Here is a 24,646-nt window from a genome sequence, read left to right on the forward strand (position 1 = left end):
CCACTTCTCAAATTCGCCGCGATTGTCCGATGTTGGAGAAGACGGACTTACCCGAATTTGGCGGTGCGGCCGCTGCGCGGTCGGCCTCCAGTTGTTGTCGGGGTTGCGGATGGCTATATCAAAGTCGCGATTGCCTTCTGGCGACCGTAAAGCGCAAGATGTGGTGGTCGAAGCCCGGCTGGAAATAGCGGGCCTGTAAGCTGTGAATTGTCGGGAATAGGAAGAGAGTGCTTTTTCGTCGTCGCAAACCTGATGGTCTTTTCGAGCGGGTGCGCACCTATCTGTGGCCGCGCCGTTCGTTTTCGCGCTCGCTTCAATATTTCTCCAAGCGCATCCTGCGGCTGAAGGCCACCCCGCATGCGGTGGCGGCTGGCGTCGCGGCAGGTGTCTTTGCTTCGTTCTTCCCCGTCGGTTTCCACTTCATCATCGCCGCCGTTCTGTGTTGGGTGATCGCCGGCAATCTGGTGGCAGCGGCTCTCGGAGCCGTGTTTTTCGGCAATCCGCTGACCTTTCCGCTCTTGTGGGGCGCGTCCTGGGAAACCGGCAAGCTCATCTTGCACGATCGCCTGCCTACGCATGGCCCGCCGGCGCATCTGGGCGAGATGATGCACAAGCTTTCCTTCGCCAAACTATGGCATCCCGTGCTGGAGCCCATGCTGATCGGGGCGGTGCCGCTCGGGCTCGTGTTCGGCCTGGTATTCTACGGCATCACGCGCTGGGGCATGAATGTCTTCCGCGAACAGAGGCGCAAGCGGCTGGCAGAGCGCGCGAGACGCCGTGAGCATTCGCCTCATCCCGGCGGAAGCATCGGTTCCGCCACCCAATGATCATCGGCATCGGCAGCGACCTGATCGACATCACACGCATCGAGAAATCGCTTGAGCGTCATGGCCAGCGCTTCATCCAGAGGATCTACACCGAGGTGGAGCAGGCGCGTTCGGAGAACCGGCGCGCCCGCGCGGCTTCCTACGCCAAGCGCTTTGCCGCTAAGGAGGCTTGCGCCAAGGCACTGGGCACCGGTCTGGCGCAAGGGGTCTTCTGGCGTGACATGGGTGTCGTCAACCTGCCCAGCGGTGCGCCGACGATGGCGCTGACCGGCGGAGCGCTGGCGCGGCTGGAAAAGATCCTGCCGCAAGGTCATCGGGCAGCGATCCACCTCACCATCACGGATGATTTCCCGCTCGCTCAAGCCTTTGTGATCATAGAAGCGCTACCGGTCGAAGAAGCGCCACATTGATTGCATCTGACGACCGGCATTGACGTTGCCGAGCGCGCGCCGAGACTCTATACCATCCAACGCACAATCGAGGACGACATGAGCGTGGCTGAAAAATCCCAGAAGAAATCCGGCGGGCTTGGCGAAACCGTCAGCGTCATCGTCCAGGCGCTTTTGCTCGCCCTGGTCATTCGCACGCTGCTGTTCCAGCCGTTCTCGATCCCGTCGGGCTCCATGCGGCCGACGCTTCTGGAAGGCGACTATCTGTTCGTCACCAAATGGTCCTACGGCTATTCACGCTATTCGCTGCCTTTTGGACCGGACATTTTCTCGGGCCGCATCTGGGGCTCCGAGCCCAAGCGTGGCGACGTGGTGGTATTCAAGTTCCCGCCGGATCCGTCCGTCGACTATATTAAGCGCGTCATTGGCCTGCCCGGCGACAAGATCCAGATGAAGGATGGCCAAGTCTTCATCAACGGCGTCGGCGTGCCGCGCGTCAAGACCGGCCAGATCGACAATCCCGACATCACGGAAAAGGATTATCCGATCGATGTCTATCGCGAGACGCTGCCCGATGGCGTCAGCTACGACACGCTGGACCTGTCGCCGAACTCGATTGGCGACAACACCCGCGAATTCGACGTGCCTCCCGGCCACTATTTCATGATGGGCGACAACAGGGACAATTCCGCCGACAGCCGCTTCACCGTCGGCTACGTTCCAGCCGAGAACCTGGTCGGCCGCGCCAACCTTGTCTTCTTCTCGATCGCCGGCAAGGCAAGCCCGCTCGAAATCTGGAAATGGCCGTCGCTGATGCGCGCCTCGCGCCTGTTCCATTTCGTCAACTAGGGTCATGGCGGCACCAAAAAGGTTGACCGCCGATGCGCTCGCCGAAGCGCTTGCGGAACGCACGGGCCATGCCTTTGCCGACCGCCAGCGCCTGCAGCGTGCGCTTACCCATGCCAGTGCGCGAGGCGCCAATGCGGGCGCCGATTATGAGCGGTTCGAATTCCTCGGCGACCGGGTTCTTGGCCTTGTTGTCGCCGATATGCTGCTAGCTGCCTTTCCCGATGCCGCGGAAGGGGAGTTGTCGCTGCGGCTCAATGCGTTGGTCAATGCCGAGGCGCTGTCTGACATCGCCGAAGATATCGGGCTGCCGGACCTGATCCGTGCCGGGTCGGATGTGCGCGGGCTCGAGGGACGCAAGCGCGTCAACCTGCGCGCCGACGCACTGGAATCGCTGATCGCCGTGCTGTATCTCGATGGTGGTCTGGAAGCAGCCCGCGCATTCATCCATAGATACTGGCAGCCGCGTTCGCGGGCCTCGGGTGCCGCGCGCCGCGACGCCAAGACCGAATTGCAGGAATGGGCGCATCAGGCGGCGAGTGCTGTTCCCGCCTATCAGATCGACGGCCGGGAAGGCCCCGATCACGATCCGCTGTTTACCGTCAGCGTCAAGGTCGGCGCGTTTCAGCCGGCAACCGGCAGCGGCCGCTCCAAGCGCGAGGCCGAACAGGCCGCCGCTGCTGCCCTTCTGGTTCGCGAGGGCGTCTGGGTTCATGAAGGGAGTGCGGCATGACCGCCGAAGACACCGCAGCCGCTCCTGTCACGCATTCCGGCTTCGTCGCGCTGATCGGCGCGCCCAATGCCGGCAAGTCGACGCTGGTCAACCAACTGGTCGGCGCCAAGGTCTCGATCGTCACCCATAAGGTGCAGACGACACGCGCCATCGTGCGCGGTATCGCCACGCACGACAACGCGCAGATCGTCTTTGTCGACACACCGGGCATCTTCAAGCCCAAGCGGCGGCTGGACACCGCGATGGTGACCACCGCCTGGGGCGGCGCCAAGGATGCAGATATCGTGCTGTTGCTGATCGACGCCGAGCGCGGCATCAGGGGCGACGCCGATGCCATCCTCGAACGGCTGAAGGATGTGCGCCAGCCGATGGTGCTGATCCTCAACAAGGTCGATCGGGTGAAGCATGAGGCGCTGCTCGCCCTGTCCGCGGCAGCGAACGAGAAAGTGCCGTTCCAGCGCACCTTCATGGTCTCGGCGCTGACCGGCTCCGGCTGCAAGGACCTGCTCGACTACTTGGCCCAGGCGCTGCCGGCCGGCCCTTGGTACTACCCGGAAGATCAGATTTCCGACCTGCCTATGCGCCAGCTGGCGGCCGAGATTACCCGCGAGAAGCTCTATCTCAGGCTGCATCAGGAACTACCCTATTCCTCGCACATCGAGACCGAGAAATGGGAAGAGAAGAAGGATGGTTCGGTGCGCATTGACCAGACCATCTTTGTCGAGCGCGACAGCCAGAAGAAGATCGTGCTCGGCCACAAGGGCGAGACCATCCGTGCCATCGGGCAGGCCGCGCGGATGGAAATATCAGGCATATTGGAGCAGAAGGTGCACCTGTTCCTGTTCGTGAAAGTGCGCGAGAATTGGGGCGACGACCCCGAGCGCTATCGCGAGATGGGGTTGGAGTTTCCTCACTAGGCGTGATCCCGAGAAGTGAGCGCCGTTTTCGGGAAAGATCATGCTTGAGGTAGCGATCGATGCCGCCTTGGTGCGCCGGCTGATTGCCGCGCAATTCCCGCATTGGAAGAATCTTGCGGTCAGGCCGGTTGATTTTGGCGGCTGGGACAACAGGACCTTTCATCTCGGCGACGAGATGACCGTGCGATTGCCGAGCGCCGCCGCCTATGCCCTGCAAGTGGAAAAGGAACATCGCTGGCTGCCGAGATTGGCGCCGCTGCTGCCACTGCCCATTCCCGTACCGCTGGCGATGGGCGTTCCGGCCGAGGGTTATACCTGGCACTGGTCAGTCTATGGCTGGATCGAGGGCGAGATCGCGAAACCGGAACGTATCGCAAATCTGTCGGAATTCGCGGCGGACCTGGCTCGGTTCCTGGTTGCGTTGAAACAGGTGGACGCGACCGATGGGCCAGCGCCTGGGCAGCACAATTTCTTTCGCGGCGGACCGCTGACGGTCTATGACGGCGAGACAAGGCAAGCGATCTCGGCACTCGGCAGCAGCATCGATGCCGGCGCCGCCACCGCCGTCTGGGAGATAGCCCTTGCCGCGGCCTGGGAAAGTCCGCCCGTCTGGTTCCATGGCGATGTCAGCCGGGGCAACCTCCTTGTCGAAAAGGGCAGGTTGAGCGCCGTGATCGATTTCGGCACCTCCGGTGTCGGCGATCCATCCTGCGATCTGGCAATTGCCTGGACGCTGTTCGAAGGCGAAAGCCGGGACACTTTTCGCGCCTGCCTCGCGGCAGACGAAGCGACCTGGGCGCGCGGGCGCGGCTGGGCGCTATGGAAGGCATTGATCACCGCCGCCGGGCACATAGACGTGGCCTCGGCCGAGATCGAAGAATCGTGGCGAGTGATCGATGCTGTGCTGATCGATCGCGAGCGCCAGGCATGAGGCGAGACGCGTGGCGCCGTCATCGGGCGGCGCTGATGGATCAAAAAAACCTGCTGTCGCCGGCAGCTTTCGCGTGGGCCTCTCGTCGGCCGAGCGCTCAAGAAATTGACCAGATTTGACTTGAGAATCTGATGTTGAAAAATAACTCATTCGACATTTTGTTAAGCAGCGTGCGCAATTGACTTGAAAATAATGGAATAAACTGGAAATTTTACAGTATAAAGTAAAAGATATCAGGGATTATTACATAAAAACGACGATGTGCCATTTGTGCCGATTTGAAAATCGACATGAGCCGGTTAGTGTTATTTGTGCAACACCGATTTAATCTGTGGCGTGAATCCGGCATATTCGCGGAATTGTCATTGAAGGCGGAAGATTGGTGGGTATGTTCGCCGCGAAAAGGGGACGCAGTGCGAGCCTTTTTTCATTGTGGGGGTGAGGCGGGAAAACATATCCGCCAGCCACAATTCGGAAGCCATTTTATTAACTTGACTGGAGAGGTCAGAAAATGAACATCAAGAGCCTCCTTCTCGGCTCAGCCGCGGCACTGATCGCGGTGTCCGGCGCACGCGCCGCGGACGCTGTCGTCGTCGCCGAACCGGAACCGGCCGAATACGTCAAGATCTGTGACGTCTACGGCGCCGGCTATTTCTACATCCCGGGCACCGAGACCTGCCTGCGCATCGGCGGCTATGTCCGTTACGACATCGGTGTCGGCGATGCCGGCTCGCTCGATGGCGTCAACCACGTCCCGGATCATCAGGACGCCGGCACCACTCATTCGACCTACTACAAGAACACCCGCTTCACGCTGAAGACCTGGACCGGTCAGGAGACCGAGCTCGGTACCCTGAAGACCTACACCGAGACCCGCTTCAACTACGGCAACAGCTCCGGTGACTATACTAATCAAGCCGCCTCCAGCGCCGACGATTGGACGGGTCGTAACAAGTCGCTCTCGCTGCGTTTCGCCTGGATTCAGCTCGGCGGCTTGCGCGTCGGCAAGGACGATACGGCTTTCGATACGTTCATCGGCTATGCCGGCAACGTCATCCAGGACACGCTGGTTCCGTATGGCGGGCAGGAGAGCAACGTCGTTCAGTACTACTTCGACGCTGGCAACGGCTTCTCGGGGCTGGTCTCGCTCGAAGAGGGTGCTGGCAAGGTCGGCACCATCGACAGCTATGTTCCGCATGTCGTCGGCGGTTTGAAGTACAAGGGCGACTGGGGTTCGCTCACCGGCGTCGTGGCCTATGACAGCAACTATGAAGAAGTCGCTGGCAAGGTTCGCCTCGACGTCAAGGCAACCAACGAATTGTCGCTGTTCATCATGGGTGGCTACGGCACCGACGACAATCTCACCGACGATGCGAACAACGCCATCGATGCACACGGTCGCGGCTTCTACAAACAGTGGGGCGGCAACTGGGCGATCTGGGGTGGCGGCACCTACAAGTTCAACGACAAGACCTCGTTCAACGCCCAGATCTCCTATGACGACTGGAAGAATCTCGGCATCGCCGCGAACGTTGCCTATACCGTTGTGCCCGGCTTTACCGTCACGGCTGAAGTCGATTACCTCAATGCTGGAAAGTTCGACGACGCAGATTTCAGCAACTGGACCAAGGCCAACAAGAAGAGCAGTGTCGGCGGCATTCTCCGCTTCCAGCGCTCGTTCTAACGGATCGACTGACCTTACCAGACCGCCCGCAGCACATCGCTGCGGGCGGCTTTTTTACCCGTTGTTGCGAGAGCCGGCCAAGGCGGCAGGCCCGTACCTTGATTTCGCCACCCGATCGGTGAAAAGCTCCTGATATGGAATGGCGCGACGAGGGAATCATTCTCGGCACCCGCAAGCATGGCGAAACCAGCGCCATTCTCGAGGTGATGACGCGTGCCCATGGCCGCCATCTCGGCCTCGTGCGCGGCGGCCGCTCGCGCAAGCTGCAACCCGTTCTCCAGCCCGGCAATCGCGTCGATCTCTTGTGGCGCGCGCGCCTCGACGAGCATCTGGGCACCTTCCAGGCCGAAGCGATCGAGATGAACGCCTCCCGGCTGATGGACAGTGCCATCGCCGTCTACGGCCTTCAGACGATGGCGGCGCATCTGCGCCTGCTGCCCGAGCGTGACGCCCATGGCGGCCTCTACGAGGCGCTTTCGGTGATGATCGTCCACCTGGACGATGCCGACGCCGCCGGGGAGCTGGTGGCGCGTTTCGAACTTCTGATCCTCGATGAACTCGGCTTTGGCCTCGATCTCAGCCAATGCGCCGCCACCGGCACCAAACAGGACCTTGCCTATGTCTCGCCGAAATCGGGACGCGCGGTGTCGCGTGAAGCCGGGGCGCCGTGGCACGACAAGATGCTGGTGCTGCCTGCATTTCTGCAGCGCGGCTCCGGCCTGCGCGCGAATCATGCGGCGATCGCGGATGCCTTCCGCTTGACCGGTTTCTTCTTCACCCGCCATGTCTACGAGCCGCGCGGCATCGATCAGCCCGACGCGCGCGCCGGTTTTCTTGCAGCGTTGCGCAAGCACCACGCAGCGCACAAGCCCATCGCTGGAGAGAACGCGGCCAGAGAAATCCTCAGATGAGCGAAGTCGAACTCTATCCGGGCCGGGTCTCGCCGCTCGGCCTCGGCACCATTCCTCACGCCGACATCCTGAAATACACCGGCCTGGATTTGCTTCAGCGAATCATCGACGGCAAATATCCAGCACCGCCGATCTCCTTCCAGCTCAGCTTCGCGTTGACCGAAGTATCAGAAGGTCGCGCCGTATTCCGCGGCGTGCCGAACGAACGTCACCTCAACCCGCTGGGTGGCGTTCATGGCGGCTGGGCGGCCACGCTGCTCGATTCGGCGTTGGCCTGCGCAGTACAGACGTTGCTCGACAAGGGCGAGGCCTACACGACCGCGGAGTTCAAGGTGAACCTCACGCGGCCGATAACGCCCAGGACCGGCGAGGTGGTCTGCGAAGGCAAGGTGGTCCACAAGGGCCGCACGCTTGCCGTTTCGGAAGCGACGCTGAAGGACGCCGGCGGCAAACTGCTGGCTTTCGGCACCGAGACATGTTCGATATTTCCAGCCGCCAATCTGGCGGCACGTTGAGTTTTCAGCCGTTTGGCCGCCGCATTTGAATGTCAATGAGACGAAACGTCAGTGAACACTGGCCTGGTTTGGGGGAACCGCCATGTTTGAAAGCCTGATCGGACTTGTCGCCATTATCGCCTTGTTCGTCATCATTTCGCGCCAGCAGAGCCGGATCGGCCTGATCGAGCGCGAACTTGGCGCGTTGCGCAGTCTCGTGCTTTCGGGCGCGGTGCCGTTCGCGGCCAGGCCGTCGGAACAGGAAGCGTCCGAAGGCGAGGCCTACACGGCACCGGTGGCCGCGCCCCCAGCCGATATCGCCCCGGCAGCAATCAGCGAGCCCGCGCCGGTACAGGCCACCGAGGCGGAAATCCCGGCCGCAGAGAGTGTGCCCGGTCCCTGGAGCACCCCCGAGGCAACACCGAAAACGCCAGAGGTCGCGCCGGCCGCGGTCGCCAAAGCCGCTCGCCAGTCCGACGTCGAAACCGCGCTCGGCACGCGTTGGGCGGTCTGGGTCGGTGGCATTGCGCTTGCTCTGGGCGGCCTGTTCCTGGTCCGCTACACCATCGAGGCCGGCATTTTCGGTCCCGGCGTGCGGCTCACCATGGCGGCCGTGCTCGGTTTGGTGCTGGTCGCCGCCGGCGAGTTCATTCGTCGCACCGGATTCAAGGTGCCGGTGCAAGGTGCTGCCGGCGCTTATATTCCGGCGATCCTCACGGCAGCCGGTGCCTTCATCCTGTTCGGCACCGTCTATGCCGCCCATGGTGTTTACGGCTTCATCGGCCCGGCGCTTGCCTTCACGTTGCTTGGTGCGATCGGCATTGCCACCATCGCCGCCGCTCTCGTCCATGGCCAGGCGCTGGCTGGCATCGGTCTCGTCGGCGCCATGGTGACGCCGGTGCTGATCGCTTCGCAGGCGCCCAATCCCTGGGCGTTGTTCGGCTATCTCGCAATTGTGCTCGCCGCCACCGGCGTTATCGCCCGCATGCGCGACTGGAAAGCGCTGATGGCGGCCGCCTTTTTCGGCACCGGCATCTGGACCATCCTCTACATGACCGACGCACCGGGCGCGAACCTCTCCGCGATCCTGTTCATCGACACTGTGACGCTGGCTGTACTTGCCCTTGTCTGGCTGAGCAGTCGCGGCGAAACCGGACCAGCAAGATCCTTTGACTGGCCGTCCATCGTGCCTGGACTGTTCGTCGCCTTCTCGGCGCTGGGCCTCTCGGTTGACCTGGTCTTCGCCGCTGCCGGTGATGCCTTGCCGGGCGCGGTGCTGCTTATGGTGATGGTAGCGGTCGCGCTCTACCGCCCGCTGGCGCTGCCACTGCTTTATGCCGCCGGACTGGCGACGGTACTGATCTATCTCGGCATCATCCCGCCGACCTCTATCGCTTCCGATTTTTCGACCGGCGCTCTGGGTGTTGATGGGGTGCCTTTGGCCACGGCCAACGTGCTGAGCTTGCGCCTTGGCATCGGCCTTGGCGTAGTCTTCATTGCCGCCGGTCTCTGGGCCGCGCGCCGTTTCGCCGCCTCGGCGCAGATCCGAGCAGCCTCGTGGGCTGCATGGGGTGTCATCGCGCCTCTGGTCATCCTGCTGGCGCTCTGGTTCACCTTCGGCAATCTCGACCGTGACTTTGTCTATGCCGCCGTTGCGGCCCTGCTGGTCGTGGTCTTCGCCGCCGGCGGCGAGTGGATCGCGCGGGCTGAGGAACCGCCGCTCAGGGGCGGCGTGGCAGTGTCATTTGCCTTGGGTGGCGCAGCGGTCGCCGGCCTCCTGATGCTGCATATGGCTTTTGATTCCGGCTGGACCACCACCTTGCTCGGTGCCACGGCAATCGTGCCGGCGCTCGCCACGCGCTGGCGCTCTTATCCTGTGCTCGGCTGGATTTCAGTCGCCGCCGTCATCGCGGTGCTTGGCCGCGTCGCCTTCGACCCGACGATCGTCGGCGCCGAGTTCCTGTCAATGACACCAGTCTTCAACTGGTTGCTGCCGGGCTATGGCGTGCCGGCGCTCGCCTTCGGCTTCGCGGCCTGGCAGCTCGCCAACACCACCGATGGCCGACCGCGCCTCGCCATGGAGGCGGCGGCGGCACTGTTCGCGCTGCTGACGCTCGCCATGCTGGTGCGTCACGCCATGCATGGCGGCGTCATCAACAGCGATGCGCCGACGCTCGCCGAACAAGCGATCTACACGCTGATCGCCATCGGTGCCGGCGCCATCCTGATCGCCATCGACAGGCGCTCGCCAAGCTCGGTGCTGCGCTATGGTTCGATGGCGGTGGGCGCGGTCTCGGTCGCCTTTGTCGTCATCCAGCATTTCCTGGTGCTCAATCCGTTGTTCACCGACGAATCGACCGGTCGGATTCCGGTTTTCAATCTTTTGTTGCTGGCCTATCTCGTGCCGGCCGTCGCCGCCGGCGGTCTGGCGCTCTATAGCAGGGGCAAGCGGCCGAAATGGTATTCGGCCATGCTGGCGCTGGTGGCGGCGCTGCTTGCCTTCGCCTATGCCACGCTGTCGGTGAGGCGCCTGTTCAAGGGTGAGTTCATCGGCTTGTGGAGTGGCCTTGGCCAGTTGGAGACCTATACCTATTCGGCACTCTGGCTGGTGATCGGCGTGGCGCTGCTCACGGCTGGCGTCTGGCTGAAATCGCAGGTTCTGCGCATTGCTTCGGCCGGGCTGATCGCGGTTGCCGTACTGAAAGTCTTCCTCTTCGACATGTCGGAACTGGAGGGTGTGCTCAGGGCGCTGTCCTTTATCGGTCTTGGTGCGGTGCTGATCGGCATTGGCCTGTTCTACCAGCGGCTTTTGACGCGGGCGGCGAAGGAAAAAGGATAGTCGCCTGCGATCATTGGTTTTCCTTGCCGGTCGGGAATAAACCGGCACCCGCCGGCGTTATCTCGTTGCTTGGGTGACCGGAGCGGTGGACCGCTTCGCGCTGGCCGCTTGCGCCGTGCCGGGAAGGCGCGTTCAATCGAGATCAACAAGGGCGACCTCAGAACCAGCGGTCATGAACGAAAAGAAGGCAGCAATCCTTGGCGAAATACCGCGCCTGCGACGCTACGCACGCTCGCTTTTGCGCGACCGCGATGCTGCCGACGATCTCGTTCAGGACTGCCTTGAGCGCGCGCTGTTGCGGCTCGACAATTGGCAGACAGGAGAAAGCCCCAGGAGGTGGCTGTTTACGATCATGCATCATTTGTTCATCGACCAGATGCGCAAGGTGAATCGCCGCGGCGAAGCGGCGATGCTGCCGCTGGAGGCGGGCGAGACGGTTGCCCAGCCGCCCGAACAGTTGGAGGGCATCGCTTCGCGCGAGATCATCGACGCCTTGCAGGCGATCAGCCCGGATCGCCGCGCGGCGCTGGTCATGGTCGCCATTGAGGGCTTTTCCTATGCCGAAGCCGCCAACATTCTGGGTGTGCCCGCGGGCACGCTGATGTCGCGCATCGCGCGTGGCCGTGAGGAACTGCGTGGGTTGCTGGACGACACAGCACGCCGCCGAGCCATAAGGATCGTCGAGAAATGATCCGCCGCGATTTTTCCGAACGGGACATCCACATGGCGCTCGACGGCGAACTGCCGCCCGATGAACGTGCCGCCTACGATGCCTGGCTCGACTCCAATCCTGAGATGAAGGCCAGGAGCGCCCGCTTCACCGCCGACCGGGAGGCATTGCGCTCGGCTTTTGCCGGCGTACTGGATGAGGCTGTACCAGTGCGCCTGCGCAAGGTGGTGCTCGGCGAAGCGCCTGTTAAGGTTGTGGTGCCACGCTCACGCTGGTGGCTTGCCGCCGCTGCGGCCGTGCTTCTCGCCACGGGCGGATTTGGCGGCTACTTTGCCGGCATCGGCGGCCTCGGGCAGGAGGATCCGGCGGAGGATCAGCTCGCCGAACAGGCGATCGCCGCCCACGTCATCTATGCCGCCGAGAAGCGGCATGCGGTGGAAGTTCCGGCCAGCGACAAGGATCATTTGCAGACCTGGCTGTCCAACCGGATCGGCCTGAATCTGGTGGTGCCGGACCTGAGCGCGAACGGCTTCCAATTGGTTGGTGGCCGGTTGCTGCCGGCCGGCGAAAGCAAGGCCGCGATGCTGCTTTACGAAGACGACAAGGGCGAGCGCATATCCCTCTTCGTGACGGCTGAATCGACCGAGAATGCCAAGGGTACCTACGCTTCGGCGCAGGACGGTCCGCAGGCCGTCTACTGGCTGGACAAGGGCTATGGCTGTGCCGTCGTCGGTTCGCTGCCGCGCGAGCAATTGGCGGCCGTGGCCAAGAGCGCGTATGGCCAGCTTTTAGCCGGGCTGGCCAGTTGAGCCGGTTGCGAACTTGCGCGGCCGACTAACTTGAAAACAGCGATTGCGTTCAAAGCTTGCCAGCTTCCCTGTCGTGGCGGAAACTGTCACAATTCGGCCCTAATCAAGGAGCGATAGCGCTTGATGAATACCGGCGCTTCGGCCGGTGTTCGCGACGCTTTTGACCGGGGCCGTTTTCCGCAACGCAATCGAGGTTTTCTCAAGCCGCATGCCTGCCGAGATCCGCAAGGCCCGCGCGTCAGACGTCGATGATCTCGCCGCCATCGAGAAAGCCGTGTTCTCGAGCGACCGCATTTCCCGCCGCTCCTTCCGCCAGTTCATCGAGCGGGAGACCGCCGAGACGCTGGTCGCCGAAATCGATGGCCGCGTAGGCGGTTATGCGATCGTGCTGTTTCGCAAGGGCAGTGGCGTGGCGCGGCTCTATTCCATAGCCGTCGGACCGTTCTTCGGCGGGCTCGGCATAGGCCGCCAATTACTGTCCGCGGCCGAAGAGGCAGCCTTCGAACACGACCGCATGATGCTGCGTCTCGAAGCGCGCGAGGACAATGGCCGCGCCATCCATATCTACGAGCAGGCCGGCTACCGCAAGATTGGCCGCGAGCCGGGGTACTACGAAGACGGCGCGACGGCGCTACGCTATGAAAAAACCCTGCGCGGCGACCTTCCGGTCGCCACCAGGGTGCCGTTCTACCAGCAGACCTGCGAGTTCACCTGCGGTCCATGCTGCCTGATGATGGCCATGGCCAATTTCGATGGTGGCTTCGTACCCGACCCGGTGATGGAAATCCGCCTCTGGCGCGAGGCAACGACCGTGTTCATGATGTCTGGACCAGGCGGCTGCGAACCATTCGGTCTGGCCGTTTCGGGGTACGAAAGCGGGCTTGCTGCGGAGATTTACGTTTCCTTCTACGGCGCATTGTTCCTGCAATCGGTGCGCAGCGAGGAGAAGCGCCGGGTCATGGAACTGGCACAGGTCGACTTTCGCCGCCGCGCGGAACTTTACGGCATCCCGGTGAATTACCGTCCGTTCACCATCGACGATATCAGGGCGGCTCTCGCTGGTGGCAAACTGGTTCTGGTGCTGATCAGCGGCTTCCTGATGTTTGGCAAGAAGGTGCCGCACTGGGTGCTGGCCATCGGCGATGATGGCGATCATATTCTGATCCACGATCCGTGGGTCGAGGATGAAAGGCAGGAAACCATCCTTGATGCCGCCAACATTCCCGTGCCTTACGGCATCTTCATGAACATGGCGCAGTTCGGTCGCGACGGACTGCGTGCCGCCATCACTTTGGGAAAGAGATAATGACCTGGGTCATTCTTACCGGCAGGCAGAGCGATCTCGACCAGGTGGCGACACCGCACAAGATCATCACCAATCGTGACTATCTCGCGCATCCCTCGCTGTTCCGCGGCCAGCGGCCGAAGGTCATTAATCTGTCGAACAACTACGGCTACCAGAGCCGCGGTTATTATGCGTCACTGCTGGCAAGTTCGCGCGGCCACAAGGTCATCCCGACCGTCGAGACGATGATCGACCTGTCGGAGCGCAAGCTCTACGAGCACGCCTTGCCGGAACTGGAACTGGCGCTCAACAAATGCCGCAAGGATCTCGGCGGTATATTCCCGGCGAAGGTCTGCATCTTCTTCGGCATCGGCCCGTCCAAGGTCTGGGACCGTTTTGCCAAGCTGTTGTTCGACTGGTTCCGGGCGCCGGCGCTCGAAGTCCACATCAAGGACAGCGCCGAATGGGCTTCGATCCGCAAGATCGGCTTCCACCCGCTGGCGCGCATGACCGAGGACGAGGAAAAGAGCTTCATCCAGTGCCTGGAGACCTACACCAACCGTGAGTGGCGCGACACCAAGGGCCGCACGCCGGCGCGGTACACCTTCGCCACGCTGGTCGACCCGCATGAGGAATTGCCGCCCTCGGAAATCTCCTCGCTGCGCTACTGGGCCAAGATCGCCGAAAAGATGGGGGTCGAAATCGAGCCCATCACCAGGAAGGATCTCGCCAAGCTCGCGAATTACGATGCGCTGTTCATCCGCGAGACCACCTCGATCTCCAATCATACCTATCGTTTCGCCCGCCGCGCCCAGCAGGAAGGCATGCCTGTCATAGACGACCCGCTGTCGATGATCCGCTGCACCAACAAGGTCTATCTCAACGAACTGATGGCCTACAACAAGGTGCCGGTGCCGCCGACGGTGATGATCGCCGGCGCCTCCGATCTCGAACTCGCGGCGCAGACGCTGGGTTTTCCCCTGGTGTTGAAGATCCCGGATTCGTCATTCTCGCGCGGTGTCAAGAAATGCGCCAATTTCGAGGAGCTGAAGACGCTTGCCACCGAATGGCTCGAGGATTCCGATCTTCTGATCGCGCAGAAATTCATCCCGACCGAATATGACTGGCGTGTCGGCGTGCTCGGTGGCCAGCCGCTGTTTGCCGTGCATTATCTGATGGCCAAGAAGCACTGGCAGATCGTCAACCACAAGGCCAATGGCAAGCCCGACCAAGGCGGCATCAAGACCTTCACGCTGAAGGAGACGCCGCCTCATGTCGTCGAGACGGCAGTGAAGGCTGCGCGCTGTATCGGCGATGGTCTCTATGGGGTCGACCTCAAGGAGACCAAGGACGGCGTCTTCGTCATCGAGGTCAACGACAACCCCAACCTCGATCATGGCTGGGAGGATTCCGGCGAGAAGGATGAGGTCTGGGTGCGGCTGACGCAGTGGTTCCTGGAGCGGCTGGACAGGCCGGGACGGTAATCAACCGAGGGGAAACATGCAGTTCATCGTCATCGAGGATTTCACCGGCTGCGATCGCAAGGAAATCTATCGCCGGTTCCGCGACCGCGGCCGCCTGAAGCCGGAGGAGCTTGTTGTGCATCATAGCTGGATCGCGGCCGATATGAGCCGCTGTTTCCTGCTGGTGGAGACCGATGACGTCACGCTGCTGCAGCGATGGGTCATCGAATGGGCTGATCTGGTCGAATTCGAGATCGTGCCCGTGGCGGCCAACAAGGACATGGTGGCGGCCTTGAGCGCGCACCTCTGACCATGGCCCCACCCGGTCAGCGCAGCGCCGGCGAGCCCACGGCGCGCTGGCATTCATCGATCAGCCAATCGCGGAACGCGGCCACGACGTCGCGCCTCGCGCTTCGCTCTGGGACGGTCAGGCAATAGGGCTGTCGCAGGGCAATTGCGCTCTTGGCGGGGCGGACCAGCCGGCCGTCCTCCACCGCCTCGGCACAGTAGATCCCTTGCGCCAGTGCCACGCCCAGCCCGAAATGGCGAGGTCGAGGGCCGCGCGCGACGAATTGGCCGAGAGCCCGCGCCGTACCGCCCGGCCAGATTGGGCGCCCGCCGCCTCGAACCAGTTGCGCCAGGACGGAAACGATGCGCCGGTCGGTCCCCAATCCGTGTGAATGAGCGGCAGCCCGGCGAGCGGCTCGCCGCCCGCCTTGATCATGCCGGCAAGCTTTGGCGCGCAGACGGGGTAGACCGCATCCCTGGCAATGTCCTTGGTCGGATGCTCGCGATAATGCGGTCCGTAGGAGAGCCTGATGTCGATCAGCTCGCGGTCGAACGGCACCGGGTCGTCATCGCCCCGGAGCGATATGTCGGCGGCGCCATGGCTTGCGACGAAGCCGGCCAGACGCTGCGAAAGCCAACCCATGGCCATGGATGGCGGCACCGATACCACGAGGCGCGGGCGGAATGCGTCGCCAGCAAGCTCGCGCGAGACGCTGCCGATCTCCTGAAAGGCCACGGTCAGCCGCGGCAGCATTTCCACGCCGGCCTCGGTGAGGACAACGCGCCGGTTGACCCGCTGAAACAGCTTGCGGCCCATCTGCTCCTCCAAGATGCGGATAAGCTGGCTGACGGCGGCGGCCGAAACCGACAGCTCCTCCGCCGCCGCGGCAAAGCTGCCCGTACGTGCCGCGGCCTCGAAAGCCTGAAGCCCTTTCAGGGATGGAGATGTGACCATTGCCGCCCAATAAGATAAGCTTACCTTATCCAAATCGCAGGAATCGTCGTTTTTGGAAAGCTTTTTTGCCACTAGAATGGTCGTCGTCAATATCCAGCCTGGATCGAAGCCGATGGACCATCGCGACATCATCGCGTCACTGACACCGGAAGAGCGCAATCGCCTGACGACCAAATCCGATGTAGCGGGCCTGTTCCAGCTCGGCGCTCACTTGGGCGCGATTGTCATCATTGGATCGTTGATCGCGGCCAAGGTGCCGTTCTGGCCATTGCTGGTGTTGCCGCAGGGCATTCTGATCGTGTTCCTGTTCACGCTGTTGCACGAGACGGTTCACCGCACGGCTTTCGAAACACAGCGGCTGAACGACGGCGTGGCGCGGCTGTGCAGCCTGGCGATCGCGCTGCCGGCCGACTGGTTCCGCTACTTCCATTTCGCTCACCACCGATACACGCAGGATCTGGAGAACGATCCCGAGCTCGCTTTCCCCAAACCCGAGACCTTGCAGCAATACATTGTCCACGTCTCGGGCCTCCCGGTGTGGTGGGGGCATGTCAAGACGCTGTACACCAATGCAGGTGGTGGCAGTCAGGAGAGTTATGTGCCGCCGAAAGGTCGACCCAAGGTACGGGCCGAGGCGCGCGCCATGATTGCCTTCTACGCTGTGGTCATTCTGCTCACTGTCTATTTCCGGCTCACCGTGCTGCTCTATGTCTGGATCATTCCCGCACTACTCGGGCAGCCATTCCTGCGCCTGTATCTGCTGGCCGAGCATGGCCGCTGTCCGTTCGTCGCCAACATGCTGGAGAACACAAGAACCACGCTGACCAATTGGGTGGTGCGCAAGCTGGCCTGGAACATGCCGTTCCATGCCGAGCATCATGCCTATCCCGGAGTGCCGTTTCACCAATTGCCGCGGTTTCACGCGCTGATCGAGCGGCATCTGAAGGTGGTCGAGCCCGGCTACGTCAGCTTCCACGAGAAATACCTGGAAACATTGAGCTGACATGTCCCGATGCCGTCAGCCGGTTTGGCTGCGCGTCGCACGCGGCTTCAATAGGCGCTGGATCTCGGCCGGCTTCGATGGCACGCCGATCAGATAGCCTTGCGCCTCGACACAACCATTGTCGCGCAGCATGTCGAGTTGCCTCTCGGTTTCGACGCCCTCTGCCGTGACCACGATGCCAAGCTCGGCACCCAGCCCGATGATGGTGCGAACGATCGCCGCCGTGTCGCGGTTGCCCATGTCGCGGATGAATGATCGGTCGATCTTGATCTTGTCGACCGGAAACCGTCTGAGGTAGCCGAGCGAGGAATAGCCGGTGCCGAAATCGTCCAGCGCGATGCGGACACCGAGCTCACGCAACTGGCGCAGCGTTTTCAGCACGGCTTTGCTCTCGTCCATCAGCACGGTTTCGGTGATCTCCAGTTCCAGCTGTCCGGCCGGCACGCCGGAAAAAGCCAGCGCCGAGATGACGCTGCGGGCAAATCCGCGGCTTTTGAGCTGCACCGCCGAGACATTGACCGCGATGCGCAAACCCGGCGGCCAGCTAGCCGCGACCGCGCAGGCTTTCCTCAGCGCCCATTCGCCAAGCGGCACGATCAGTCCTGTCTCTTCGGCGACCGGAATGAAGTCGTCCGGCGCCACCCTGCCGCGCGCTGGTGAATGCCAGCGCATCAAGGCCTCCGCGCCGATGATCTCGCCCGAGGCGATGTTCATGATGGGCTGGAAATCGAGATCGAATTCCTGGCGCGGCAGTGCCGCCTCCAGATCGACTTCAAGCGCCCGGCGGGCCTGCACCACGGCGTCCATTCCAGGTTCGAAGAAGCGATAGAGGTTTCGCCCATCGTTCTTTGCCCGATAGAGCGCCGTATCGGCGTTCTTCAGCAGCGTGTCGGCGTCACGGCCGTCGGCGGGGAAAACGGCGATGCCCAGGCTGACGCCGACATGCATGTCCCGGCCCTTGTCGCGAAATGGTTTTGCGATTGCCTCGACGATGCGTTTCGCCAGTTTCTCGGCATCGGCAATGCCCACGGAGTTGGATTGGATGACGACGAACTCGTCGCCGCCGAAACGGGCGATCATATCTGCATCATTGCGCAGGCAGCGCTGCAGTCTTTCGGCCACACTCTTCAACAGCCAGTCGCCGGCGGGGTGTCCCCAGGTGTCGTTGACCGCCTTGAAGCGGTCGAGGTCGAGCGAGAAGATCGCGAGCGGTGTAGCGGCCACATCCTCCAGCGCAAGGTCGAGCCGCTCGCGAAACATCGATCGGTTGGGCAGTCCGGTCAGCATGTCGTGATGCGCGAGATGGGTCATGCGCTCTTCGGCCAGGCGACGTTCCGTGACGTCGTCGAACGTCGCCACCCAACCGCCGCCACTCATTGGCTGGCGCACGACCAGAAATGTCCTGCCGTCCGCAAGATGGCGATAGGTCGAATGCATTTTTCCCGCCCGCCGGCAGGCTTCGGTCTTGGCGACTTCGCTGTCGACGTCGATCATCGTGTAGATGCCGAGTTCCAGCAGTCGTTCGAGCGCGTCGCGATGCGTCGTTCCAAGCGGGAAGTCGGCCGCCGTGACGTTGTACAGTTCCAGAAAACGCCCGTTGCGCACGATCATTTTGCCGTCGGCGTCGTACATCAGCAGGCCTTGCGACATGTTGGCGAGCGCTGCGTCGAAGCGGCGATGCTGCTCCTTGAGATCCTGCTCGGCGCGCCGCTGTTCAGTAATATCCTCGTAGATCGAGACCCACCCGCCCGAAGCCAGCGGCCGGTGCGAGATAAGGATGATGCGGCCGTCCGACAGGATTTCTTCGTAGGTCGAAGGCTTCGCCTGGTCGATATAGGGCTTGCGGATGGCATAGAGCTCGTCGGCGCTTTGCGAGGCGACGCCGAGGTCGACGCTGTGCCGCAGGATATCGAGGAAGCGGATGCCTGGCCGTATCAGCTTGGCGTCGAGGTGGAAGATGTCGATGTAGTTGCGGTTGCAGATGATCATGCGTTCATCGGCGTCGAACATGCACAGGCCATGCGACATGTTTTCGACAGCGGCTGAAAAACGTTCGTTCTGCTCGCGCAGCTCATCTTCAATGCGGCGCGACCGCTCCACGCCTCCGGCCACCCGTTCCGGGACGATCGAACCATCCTTGACGACGGGCATGAGGCGCCCCTGCGGTGTTTGATCGAACACCACACTGTTGACGCTTTCGGTTAATTTAGCGTTTTCTACCCTAGCGCAGATGTCGCAACGTAATGTCTTGAGGTCTCGATCGCCGAAAACCGCTTCAGGAACGCATTCTGTGCCCAGATCACCGAGCGTGGCGTGAAGTCGAAACGTTCGGCTGAAAAACCGCGCGGGCGGCCGAAGAACTCGGTCGCCTCGGCGGTCGAAAAGCCGGCGAGCAGCGTAGCCTCGAAATAGGCGGCGATCTGGTCGGCGCGCTTGATCTCCTTGCGCAGGGCAGCGGCCGGTTCGGGAGGCAGCGAGAAACGCAGATGGATGGCGCGTTGCAGGCGCAATTCGCAGTCCCTGTAGCTGCCGCCCATCACCGACTTGAATGGCGAGATCATGTCGCCGATGACATATTCCGGCGCGTCGTGCAGCAGTGCTGCCAACTGGTCGTCGGCCGAAGCCTGCGGCACCAGCTCGTTGAACAGCGCCTCGACCAGCAGTGAATGCTGGGCCACCGAGAAGGCGTGCTCGCCGCTGGTTTGGCCGTTCCAGCGCGCGACGCGGGCAAGCCCATGGGCGATGTCCGAAATTTCGATGTCGAGCGGCGAGGGGTCGAGCAGGTCGAGCCTGCGGCCGGACAGCATGCGCTGCCAGGCGCGTGGTGGCGCACCGGCGCGGTCTGCCGCCATCAGGCTTCCTCCGCGCCGGCTATTTCCTGCGGGAAACTGAATTTGGCCCAGGCGGGGATGGTGAGGGTCACTGGCACGTCGTCCGCCAGGACCGGCTGGCCGGCATCGAGCGCCGCCTTGACCCTGTCGATGCGGGCGATGGCGAGCCCGGTCAGGGTGACGGTCGAGCCGAGCGTGCCGACGGGTCGCCCGCCGACGGTGAGTTCGGCACCCGCGGCGGGCAGAGGAAGCCCAGCCTGGACGATCAGCACGCGCCGTCGGGCTGTGCCCCGATGCTGCATGCGCGACACGACCTCCTGGCCGACATAGCAGCCCTTCTTGAAGCCGACACCGCCCATCTCGTCGAGCAACACGTCATGCGGGAACGCATCGCCGAGTGCATAGTCGGACCCGCTCTCGGCAATACCGTGGGCGATGCGGAAGGCCTGCCACGCGGCGATGTCGCCGGCCTCCACTGTGCCGGCATGGAAGCGCGTGACGCCTTGGTCGCCAAAGCGCCTGTCGGCAACTGCGGTTGAATCACTTTCTGAGGCGATTGACTCTTTTCCCCACGCGACAGTGACAAGCGTTTGTTCCGACTTGGCAATCTCGACCTTGGCGCGAAGCTTGTAGAGCATCAGCCGGCGAATGAAATCGTCTGAAACGTCGGCACGGCATTCGATGCGGAAGGCGTTTTCTCCTGCCCGTGAGATCAGGAAGTCGAACAGTATCTTGCCTTGCGGCGTCAGCAGCGCGCCCGGCTTGGCCTCGCCATTGCCAAGCGCATCGAGATCGGTGGTCAGGATGTTTTGCAGAAAATGTTCGGCATCCGGGCCGGAGACGGAGATAAGCGCGCGGTCTTTCAGCAGGGCAAAGGGCATGGAGCGGATAGAAGCCTGATCTTGCAAAACGGTTGGCCATTACGTAAGCCGCTGACACTCCCCCCGCAAGAGAGCATCACCATGACCTATGACCTCATCCTGACAGGCGGCACAGTGGTCAATCATGACGGCGAGGGGTTGCGCGACATTGGCGTGAAGGGCGGTCGCATCGCCGCGATCGGCGATCTGCGCCAGGCCTCGGCCGGCGAGACGATCGACTGCCGGGGCCTTCATATCCTGCCCGGTGTCGTCGACAGCCAGGTGCATTTCCGCGAGCCGGGACTGGAGCACAAGGAAGACCTGGAAACGGGATCGCGGGCTGCTGTGCTCGGCGGTGTCACCGCCGTCTTCGAGATGCCCAACACCAACCCGTTGACCACCAGCGAGGCAACGCTTGCCGACAAGGTCCGGCGCGGCAGCGGCCGCATGCATTGCGATTTTGCTTTCTGGGTTGGCGGTACCCGCGATAACGCCAGGGATGTCGGCGACCTCGAGCGTTTGCCGGGAGCTGCGGGAATAAAGGTCTTCATGGGGTCGTCCACCGGTGACCTGCTGGTCGAGGACGACGAAAGCGTCGCCTCGATCCTGAGGAATACCCGCCGCCGCGCCGCTTTTCATTCGGAGGACGAGTTCCGGCTGCGCGAGCGCCTGGGCGAGCGCATTGAGGGCGACCCGTCATCGCATCCCGTTTGGCGTGACGAGATCGCCGCCTTGCGCTGCACCGAACGGCTGGTGCGCATCGCGCGCGACGTCCGGGCCCGCATCCATGTCCTGCACATTTCGACCGTCGAGGAAATCCTGTTCCTCGAACAGCACAAGGATGTCGCGACCTGTGAGGCCACGCCGCACCATCTGACGCTGAGCGCCGACGATTATGCGCGGCTCGGCACGCTGATCCAGATGAACCCGCCGGTGCGGGACAAGCGCCATAGCGACGGCGTCTGGCATGGTATTGCGCAGGGCATTGTGGACGTGCTCGGCTCCGACCACGCGCCACACACATTGGCGGAGAAGGCAAAGCCCTATCCGGCTTCGCCCTCGGGCATGACCGGCGTGCAGACGCTGGTGCCGATCATGCTCGACCACGTCAACGCCGGCCGGCTGACCCTGCAGCGCTTCGTCGATCTCTCCAGCCATGGCCCGCAGCGCATCTTCGGCATGGCCCGAAAAGGCCGTATCGCCGCCGGCTATGACGCCGACTTCACCATTGTCGACATGAAGCGGCGCGAGGCCATCACCAACGCGCAAGCCGGCTCGAAAGCCGGCTGGACACCTTATCACGGCAAGGAGGTGACCGGTTGGCCGGTCGGCACGGTCATTCGCGGTCAGCGTGTCATGTGGGAGGGCGAAATCGTTACGCCCGGCCAGGGCAGGGCGGTGGAGTTTTCCGAGGCATTGCCCGGCTAGACGGCCATCGCCGACGCGTCAGGTCGCCGACGCGTCACGTCTTTGATTTTTAAGCGCTCTGCACTATGTTCAGAGCACTATGAAGGCACAATTCGCGCCTATGATTGACCCCGCCGAGTTTCCAGAGCTGCAAGCAATCGTTCGTGAAGCCCGCATCCCATTGCAAGGTCGTTTCGATGAAGATCTAAACGTACCTTCTTTGATCCCCTCGGACATATTCGCCGAGAAGTTATTGGCGAATGCCGACCGATGCCAAGACCGTGCTGTCGGCTATCGCGATGCTATTGATCTTGGGATGTTGGTCAGTGCCTGTCGGGAGATCCCGAACGACGCCGTAGCGAAGGCTCAGGCTGCATATGGACAGGATGTCCAGCACAAGGTTGCGTGGGTGGTCAACAAGCTTCGGGAAACGGTAGAGCTGAGTTACGCAGCCGAGATTCTGCAGATGCAGGCTGATAAGGCTAGCGGTGCCATCTCGTTTCTTCGAAACGAAAGCATTCGCATTTGGCCGAATGCTGACATCATTGCATAGCCCGCCAGCCCGCTTAATGGCAACATTGTCTACAATGCTGCTCGCATCCTGCCGCGAGCAGGCAGGCACCTTCAATCGCCCGCGACGAAGAAGGTCCATTGCCCGGCGGGCGTGATGCCGACGCGGTAGAAGATGTAGGCGCCGAACTGCTTCATGTCGTCGAAATCGCCGGCGGTGACGATCTTGAACAGCTCGACCCGCTGCTTGGCGTCGAGCCTATCGAGCGGCAGCGCGAAGAAATACGGCCAGACATAGAGTTCCTGTGGCGTACCCGCATCGACATGGACGTAGCCGGCGCTAAGCACCTCCTCCAGAATGGCCAGGATCTCCTGGCCGTCAGGGTCGCCGGACAGCCCTTTGAGGAAGGCGATGGCATCGCCATCGATGTCGGCCAGCGACAGCTGGGTCATGGTGTCGCCCTTGCCGATTAAAGGCCTGAGCTTCTCGATGTCGCCGCTCTTGCAAGCTTCGATGATGAGGTCATGCATGCGTCGCACGGACTCGGGCAGCTTGCCGAGGTCATAGACGACCTCGGGCAAGGGCGCCTGGGGATCGACACGCGGCCTGTTGCTGCCGCCATCCGACGGAATGTCCGGCTCCGCGGCGTCGGGAGCGGCCGGTTGGCTGGCCGAAGGCGGCGTTCCCAGCGGGCCAGGCACGGGAATCGCGCCCCCGGGCGACGACGCGTCGTCGTCCGTCGAGGGTGTGACCGGCGAGGGGAGTTCTTCGCTTTTGATCTCGCTCAGCGCATAGGCAGGGCTGCTGGCCAGGCACGTCACCAAGGCAATCGCGCCACAGCAAGCAGCGAGGCGGATGTAGAGGACAAGGCCCTTCGGCCTGCCTGACATCGGAAAATTCACTGCCCCTATCTCCCTGCTGCCGGGCATGGTGCCCGGTCGGCATCTACTCGTCAAAGAACCTGATGTTGGTTCAGTGCCGCAGCCGCTCGGGTTCGAAGGCGCCAGCAATCACCTTTTCACGCATACGGTCCAGCAGGGCAAGGGCCGAGGTTTCGCCATTGGCGCGCAGCATTTCGCCGAATGCCGTTTCGAGCGCCGCCTCGGCAATGATCTCGGGCTCGATGCCGGCCGAAAGGCCTTCCGCCCAGGCTTCGCTGTGGCTCTCAACCGCCGTCAGGCGCTTCTCTTCCCTGACCAGCGCGTCGATGTCGTTGGCAGCATGTTCCATAAGCGATGTCCACCCTTTCAAGCGGCAACCCATCAGTGGTGGATCAGGCTTGATCTGTTCCATTCATAGGCAGCGCCAAGTAAGTATCTGTAAATACGACATTTTTTTGGTCGCGTTTTACAGGGGCCAATTGTGTTTGGCGAAGCTGCGTTTCAACCCGGATCAAACTTAGCCGATTAGGCCGGCCTGCGGGGCGAAAACCTTCAGTTTGAGTTAATTCCGCATTCGCGTGGTAACGTTTGATTAACGCTGTTGCAGAAGTGCAACATCAGAATTGCACCAAGACATGGACAGGCACAAGTAGGATATGCCGACGATCCTTGCCGACGCGCCTAATATCTGTTGATGGATGCTCAGTTGCCATAACGCGAGGCGATGTCGCGCGACAGCGTCTCACCTTCCTTCATATAACGGCTGATGGCTTCAGCGGCCGAAGCGGTGCACTGGGTGTAGGTGCCGCCGAAGGAGCGATAGCCGCGGTTGAAGCTGGCGATGAAGCGGGCGCGGCGTTCTGGATCGGGATTTTCCGAATCGAGCAGTTTTTCCATCTCGCCCCGCCACTGGTCGCCTTTCTCCCCGCACAGATTGCGCAGGAAATGCAGCGACCCCAGAACCTCCGCCAGTCGCATCAGCCCCGGCTCGAACGGCGACTCGGCACTGAACGCGGGCCGTACCGGGACGGCCGCGCTGACGGCAAGGCAAATGGCGAGGAGTATTGACGGACGGTTCATAAGCCCAAAGCCGATATGGTCCGCCGAACGGC

At 62.3% G+C, this 24,646-nt stretch carries 24 protein-coding genes and 1 pseudogene; 18 read left to right on the top strand and 7 right to left on the bottom strand.

Translation table 11 applies throughout. The features are described from left to right. The first annotated feature begins 227 nt into the window (after positions 1 to 227). The 15 genes from FJ492_RS27115 to FJ492_RS27185 all read left to right on the top strand — a co-directional run bounded on the left by FJ492_RS27115 (position 228) and on the right by FJ492_RS27185 (position 15,108). Entirely contained in the window at positions 228 to 827 is a 600-nt protein-coding gene (locus tag FJ492_RS27115; protein WP_140746702.1) for a DUF2062 domain-containing protein, read from the top strand. Next, the gene (acpS, locus tag FJ492_RS27120) at positions 824 to 1,237 is read left to right on the top strand and encodes a holo-ACP synthase (RefSeq protein WP_015318576.1); all 414 of its coding nucleotides are present in this window, start codon (positions 824 to 826) and stop codon (positions 1,235 to 1,237) included. Before FJ492_RS27115 ends, acpS begins: the two co-directional genes overlap by 4 nt. A gap of 78 nt (positions 1,238 to 1,315) precedes the next feature. Further along, the gene (gene lepB / locus FJ492_RS27125; RefSeq protein ID WP_027144187.1) at positions 1,316 to 2,065 is read left to right on the top strand and encodes a signal peptidase I; all 750 of its coding nucleotides are present in this window, start codon (positions 1,316 to 1,318) and stop codon (positions 2,063 to 2,065) included. A gap of 4 nt (positions 2,066 to 2,069) precedes the next feature. Then, positions 2,070 to 2,795, top strand: a complete 726-nt coding sequence (gene rnc / locus FJ492_RS27130) for a ribonuclease III (RefSeq protein WP_140505997.1) — start codon at positions 2,070 to 2,072, stop codon at positions 2,793 to 2,795. Next, positions 2,792 to 3,712: a GTPase Era gene (era, locus tag FJ492_RS27135; protein WP_027144185.1), complete on the top strand. Its 921-nt coding sequence runs from the start codon at positions 2,792 to 2,794 to the stop codon at positions 3,710 to 3,712. The genes rnc and era overlap by 4 nt, the downstream gene beginning before the upstream one ends. A 40-nt stretch (positions 3,713 to 3,752) precedes the next feature. After that, positions 3,753 to 4,643 (top strand): aminoglycoside phosphotransferase family protein, encoded by an 891-nt coding sequence (locus FJ492_RS27140; RefSeq protein ID WP_181166771.1) that lies wholly within the window; start codon positions 3,753 to 3,755, stop codon positions 4,641 to 4,643. A 511-nt stretch (positions 4,644 to 5,154) separates the two neighbouring features. After that, positions 5,155 to 6,327: a porin gene (locus FJ492_RS27145; protein WP_140505993.1), complete on the top strand. Its 1,173-nt coding sequence runs from the start codon at positions 5,155 to 5,157 to the stop codon at positions 6,325 to 6,327. 134 nt (positions 6,328 to 6,461) lie between these two features. Further along, positions 6,462 to 7,238, top strand: coding sequence for a DNA repair protein RecO (gene recO / locus FJ492_RS27150; RefSeq protein WP_140717140.1), 777 nt, complete (start codon positions 6,462 to 6,464; stop codon positions 7,236 to 7,238). Further along, positions 7,235 to 7,753, top strand: a complete 519-nt coding sequence (locus FJ492_RS27155) for a PaaI family thioesterase (protein ID WP_140773325.1) — start codon at positions 7,235 to 7,237, stop codon at positions 7,751 to 7,753. The genes recO and FJ492_RS27155 overlap by 4 nt, the downstream gene beginning before the upstream one ends. Before the next feature lie 82 nt (positions 7,754 to 7,835). Continuing rightward, complete coding sequence (locus FJ492_RS27160; protein WP_140773327.1) at positions 7,836 to 10,571, top strand: DUF2339 domain-containing protein; 2,736 nt, start codon at positions 7,836 to 7,838, stop codon at positions 10,569 to 10,571. A gap of 172 nt (positions 10,572 to 10,743) precedes the next feature. Then, positions 10,744 to 11,262 (top strand): RNA polymerase sigma factor, encoded by a 519-nt coding sequence (locus FJ492_RS27165; protein ID WP_027144179.1) that lies wholly within the window; start codon positions 10,744 to 10,746, stop codon positions 11,260 to 11,262. Beyond that, positions 11,259 to 12,050 (top strand): anti-sigma factor, encoded by a 792-nt coding sequence (locus FJ492_RS27170; protein ID WP_140773329.1) that lies wholly within the window; start codon positions 11,259 to 11,261, stop codon positions 12,048 to 12,050. Before FJ492_RS27165 ends, FJ492_RS27170 begins: the two co-directional genes overlap by 4 nt. A 208-nt stretch (positions 12,051 to 12,258) precedes the next feature. After that, the gene (locus tag FJ492_RS27175; protein WP_140505981.1) at positions 12,259 to 13,356 is read left to right on the top strand and encodes a GNAT family N-acetyltransferase/peptidase C39 family protein; all 1,098 of its coding nucleotides are present in this window, start codon (positions 12,259 to 12,261) and stop codon (positions 13,354 to 13,356) included. Continuing rightward, positions 13,356 to 14,819, top strand: coding sequence for a RimK family protein (locus tag FJ492_RS27180; protein ID WP_140746684.1), 1,464 nt, complete (start codon positions 13,356 to 13,358; stop codon positions 14,817 to 14,819). Before FJ492_RS27175 ends, FJ492_RS27180 begins: the two co-directional genes overlap by 1 nt. 16 nt (positions 14,820 to 14,835) lie before the next feature. Beyond that, a complete protein-coding gene (locus FJ492_RS27185; protein WP_027144175.1) occupies positions 14,836 to 15,108 on the top strand; it encodes a DUF3303 family protein in 273 nt (90 codons plus the stop codon). 16 nt (positions 15,109 to 15,124) lie between these two features. Here FJ492_RS27185 and FJ492_RS27190 read toward each other — a convergent pair. Continuing rightward, positions 15,125 to 16,041 (bottom strand): annotated as a pseudogene (locus tag FJ492_RS27190) (LysR substrate-binding domain-containing protein). A gap of 112 nt (positions 16,042 to 16,153) precedes the next feature. Here FJ492_RS27190 and FJ492_RS27195 point away from each other — a divergent pair. Beyond that, positions 16,154 to 17,044, top strand: a complete 891-nt coding sequence (locus tag FJ492_RS27195; protein ID WP_140717151.1) for a fatty acid desaturase family protein — start codon at positions 16,154 to 16,156, stop codon at positions 17,042 to 17,044. A 15-nt stretch (positions 17,045 to 17,059) separates the two neighbouring features. Here FJ492_RS27195 and FJ492_RS27200 read toward each other — a convergent pair whose 3' ends face one another. The 3 genes from FJ492_RS27200 to FJ492_RS27210 form a co-directional block, all read right to left on the bottom strand. After that, positions 17,060 to 19,195, bottom strand: coding sequence for an EAL domain-containing protein (locus FJ492_RS27200; RefSeq protein WP_140773331.1), 2,136 nt, complete (start codon positions 19,193 to 19,195; stop codon positions 17,060 to 17,062). Positions 19,196 to 19,260: 65 nt separating this feature from the next. Continuing rightward, positions 19,261 to 19,896: an HD family hydrolase gene (locus FJ492_RS27205; protein WP_140773333.1), complete on the bottom strand. Its 636-nt coding sequence runs from the start codon at positions 19,894 to 19,896 to the stop codon at positions 19,261 to 19,263. Then, on the bottom strand, positions 19,896 to 20,756 hold the full coding sequence (locus FJ492_RS27210; protein ID WP_140773335.1) for a folate-binding protein YgfZ: 861 nt from the start codon (positions 20,754 to 20,756) through the stop codon (positions 19,896 to 19,898). Before FJ492_RS27210 ends, FJ492_RS27205 begins: the two co-directional genes overlap by 1 nt. A gap of 75 nt (positions 20,757 to 20,831) precedes the next feature. Between FJ492_RS27210 and FJ492_RS27215 the strand changes: the two genes are divergently transcribed. Both FJ492_RS27215 and FJ492_RS27220 read left to right on the top strand, forming a co-directional pair. Then, the gene (locus FJ492_RS27215; RefSeq protein WP_181166774.1) at positions 20,832 to 22,163 is read left to right on the top strand and encodes a dihydroorotase; all 1,332 of its coding nucleotides are present in this window, start codon (positions 20,832 to 20,834) and stop codon (positions 22,161 to 22,163) included. Positions 22,164 to 22,242: 79 nt separating this feature from the next. Then, the gene (locus tag FJ492_RS27220; protein WP_140773339.1) at positions 22,243 to 22,695 is read left to right on the top strand and encodes a nucleotidyl transferase AbiEii/AbiGii toxin family protein; all 453 of its coding nucleotides are present in this window, start codon (positions 22,243 to 22,245) and stop codon (positions 22,693 to 22,695) included. Positions 22,696 to 22,766: 71 nt separating this feature from the next. Here the strand turns inward: FJ492_RS27220 and FJ492_RS27225 are convergent, their stop codons facing one another. The 3 genes from FJ492_RS27225 to FJ492_RS27235 form a co-directional block, all read right to left on the bottom strand. After that, on the bottom strand, positions 22,767 to 23,555 hold the full coding sequence (locus tag FJ492_RS27225; protein ID WP_181166772.1) for a hypothetical protein: 789 nt from the start codon (positions 23,553 to 23,555) through the stop codon (positions 22,767 to 22,769). Positions 23,556 to 23,625: 70 nt separating this feature from the next. Next, positions 23,626 to 23,883 (bottom strand): hypothetical protein, encoded by a 258-nt coding sequence (locus FJ492_RS27230; protein WP_015318556.1) that lies wholly within the window; start codon positions 23,881 to 23,883, stop codon positions 23,626 to 23,628. 353 nt (positions 23,884 to 24,236) lie between these two features. Next, positions 24,237 to 24,614, bottom strand: coding sequence for a TIGR02301 family protein (locus FJ492_RS27235; protein ID WP_027144167.1), 378 nt, complete (start codon positions 24,612 to 24,614; stop codon positions 24,237 to 24,239). Positions 24,615 to 24,646 lie beyond the last annotated feature (32 nt).

Source organism: Mesorhizobium sp. B2-5-4 (assembly GCF_006441095.1).
GTDB lineage: Bacteria > Pseudomonadota > Alphaproteobacteria > Rhizobiales > Rhizobiaceae > Mesorhizobium > Mesorhizobium salmacidum.

Coding starts and splice junctions, on each gene's coding strand:
- FJ492_RS27220 (WP_140773339.1), top strand. CDS start 22,243: ATGAAGGCACAATTCGCGCCTATGATTGACCCCGCCGAGTTTCCAGAG.
- FJ492_RS27155 (WP_140773325.1), top strand. CDS start 7,235: ATGAGCGAAGTCGAACTCTATCCGGGCCGGGTCTCGCCGCTCGGCCTC.
- FJ492_RS27170 (WP_140773329.1), top strand. CDS start 11,259: ATGATCCGCCGCGATTTTTCCGAACGGGACATCCACATGGCGCTCGAC.
- era (WP_027144185.1), top strand. CDS start 2,792: ATGACCGCCGAAGACACCGCAGCCGCTCCTGTCACGCATTCCGGCTTC.
- FJ492_RS27145 (WP_140505993.1), top strand. CDS start 5,155: ATGAACATCAAGAGCCTCCTTCTCGGCTCAGCCGCGGCACTGATCGCG.
- recO (WP_140717140.1), top strand. CDS start 6,462: ATGGAATGGCGCGACGAGGGAATCATTCTCGGCACCCGCAAGCATGGC.
- FJ492_RS27205 (WP_140773333.1), bottom strand. CDS start 19,896: ATGGCGGCAGACCGCGCCGGTGCGCCACCACGCGCCTGGCAGCGCATG.
- FJ492_RS27160 (WP_140773327.1), top strand. CDS start 7,836: ATGTTTGAAAGCCTGATCGGACTTGTCGCCATTATCGCCTTGTTCGTC.
- FJ492_RS27165 (WP_027144179.1), top strand. CDS start 10,744: ATGAACGAAAAGAAGGCAGCAATCCTTGGCGAAATACCGCGCCTGCGA.
- acpS (WP_015318576.1), top strand. CDS start 824: ATGATCATCGGCATCGGCAGCGACCTGATCGACATCACACGCATCGAG.
- FJ492_RS27235 (WP_027144167.1), bottom strand. CDS start 24,614: ATGAACCGTCCGTCAATACTCCTCGCCATTTGCCTTGCCGTCAGCGCG.
- FJ492_RS27200 (WP_140773331.1), bottom strand. CDS start 19,195: ATGCCCGTCGTCAAGGATGGTTCGATCGTCCCGGAACGGGTGGCCGGA.
- FJ492_RS27140 (WP_181166771.1), top strand. CDS start 3,753: ATGCTTGAGGTAGCGATCGATGCCGCCTTGGTGCGCCGGCTGATTGCC.
- rnc (WP_140505997.1), top strand. CDS start 2,070: ATGGCGGCACCAAAAAGGTTGACCGCCGATGCGCTCGCCGAAGCGCTT.
- FJ492_RS27175 (WP_140505981.1), top strand. CDS start 12,259: ATGCCTGCCGAGATCCGCAAGGCCCGCGCGTCAGACGTCGATGATCTC.
- FJ492_RS27195 (WP_140717151.1), top strand. CDS start 16,154: ATGGACCATCGCGACATCATCGCGTCACTGACACCGGAAGAGCGCAAT.
- FJ492_RS27230 (WP_015318556.1), bottom strand. CDS start 23,883: ATGGAACATGCTGCCAACGACATCGACGCGCTGGTCAGGGAAGAGAAG.
- FJ492_RS27180 (WP_140746684.1), top strand. CDS start 13,356: ATGACCTGGGTCATTCTTACCGGCAGGCAGAGCGATCTCGACCAGGTG.
- FJ492_RS27210 (WP_140773335.1), bottom strand. CDS start 20,756: ATGCCCTTTGCCCTGCTGAAAGACCGCGCGCTTATCTCCGTCTCCGGC.
- lepB (WP_027144187.1), top strand. CDS start 1,316: ATGAGCGTGGCTGAAAAATCCCAGAAGAAATCCGGCGGGCTTGGCGAA.
- FJ492_RS27185 (WP_027144175.1), top strand. CDS start 14,836: ATGCAGTTCATCGTCATCGAGGATTTCACCGGCTGCGATCGCAAGGAA.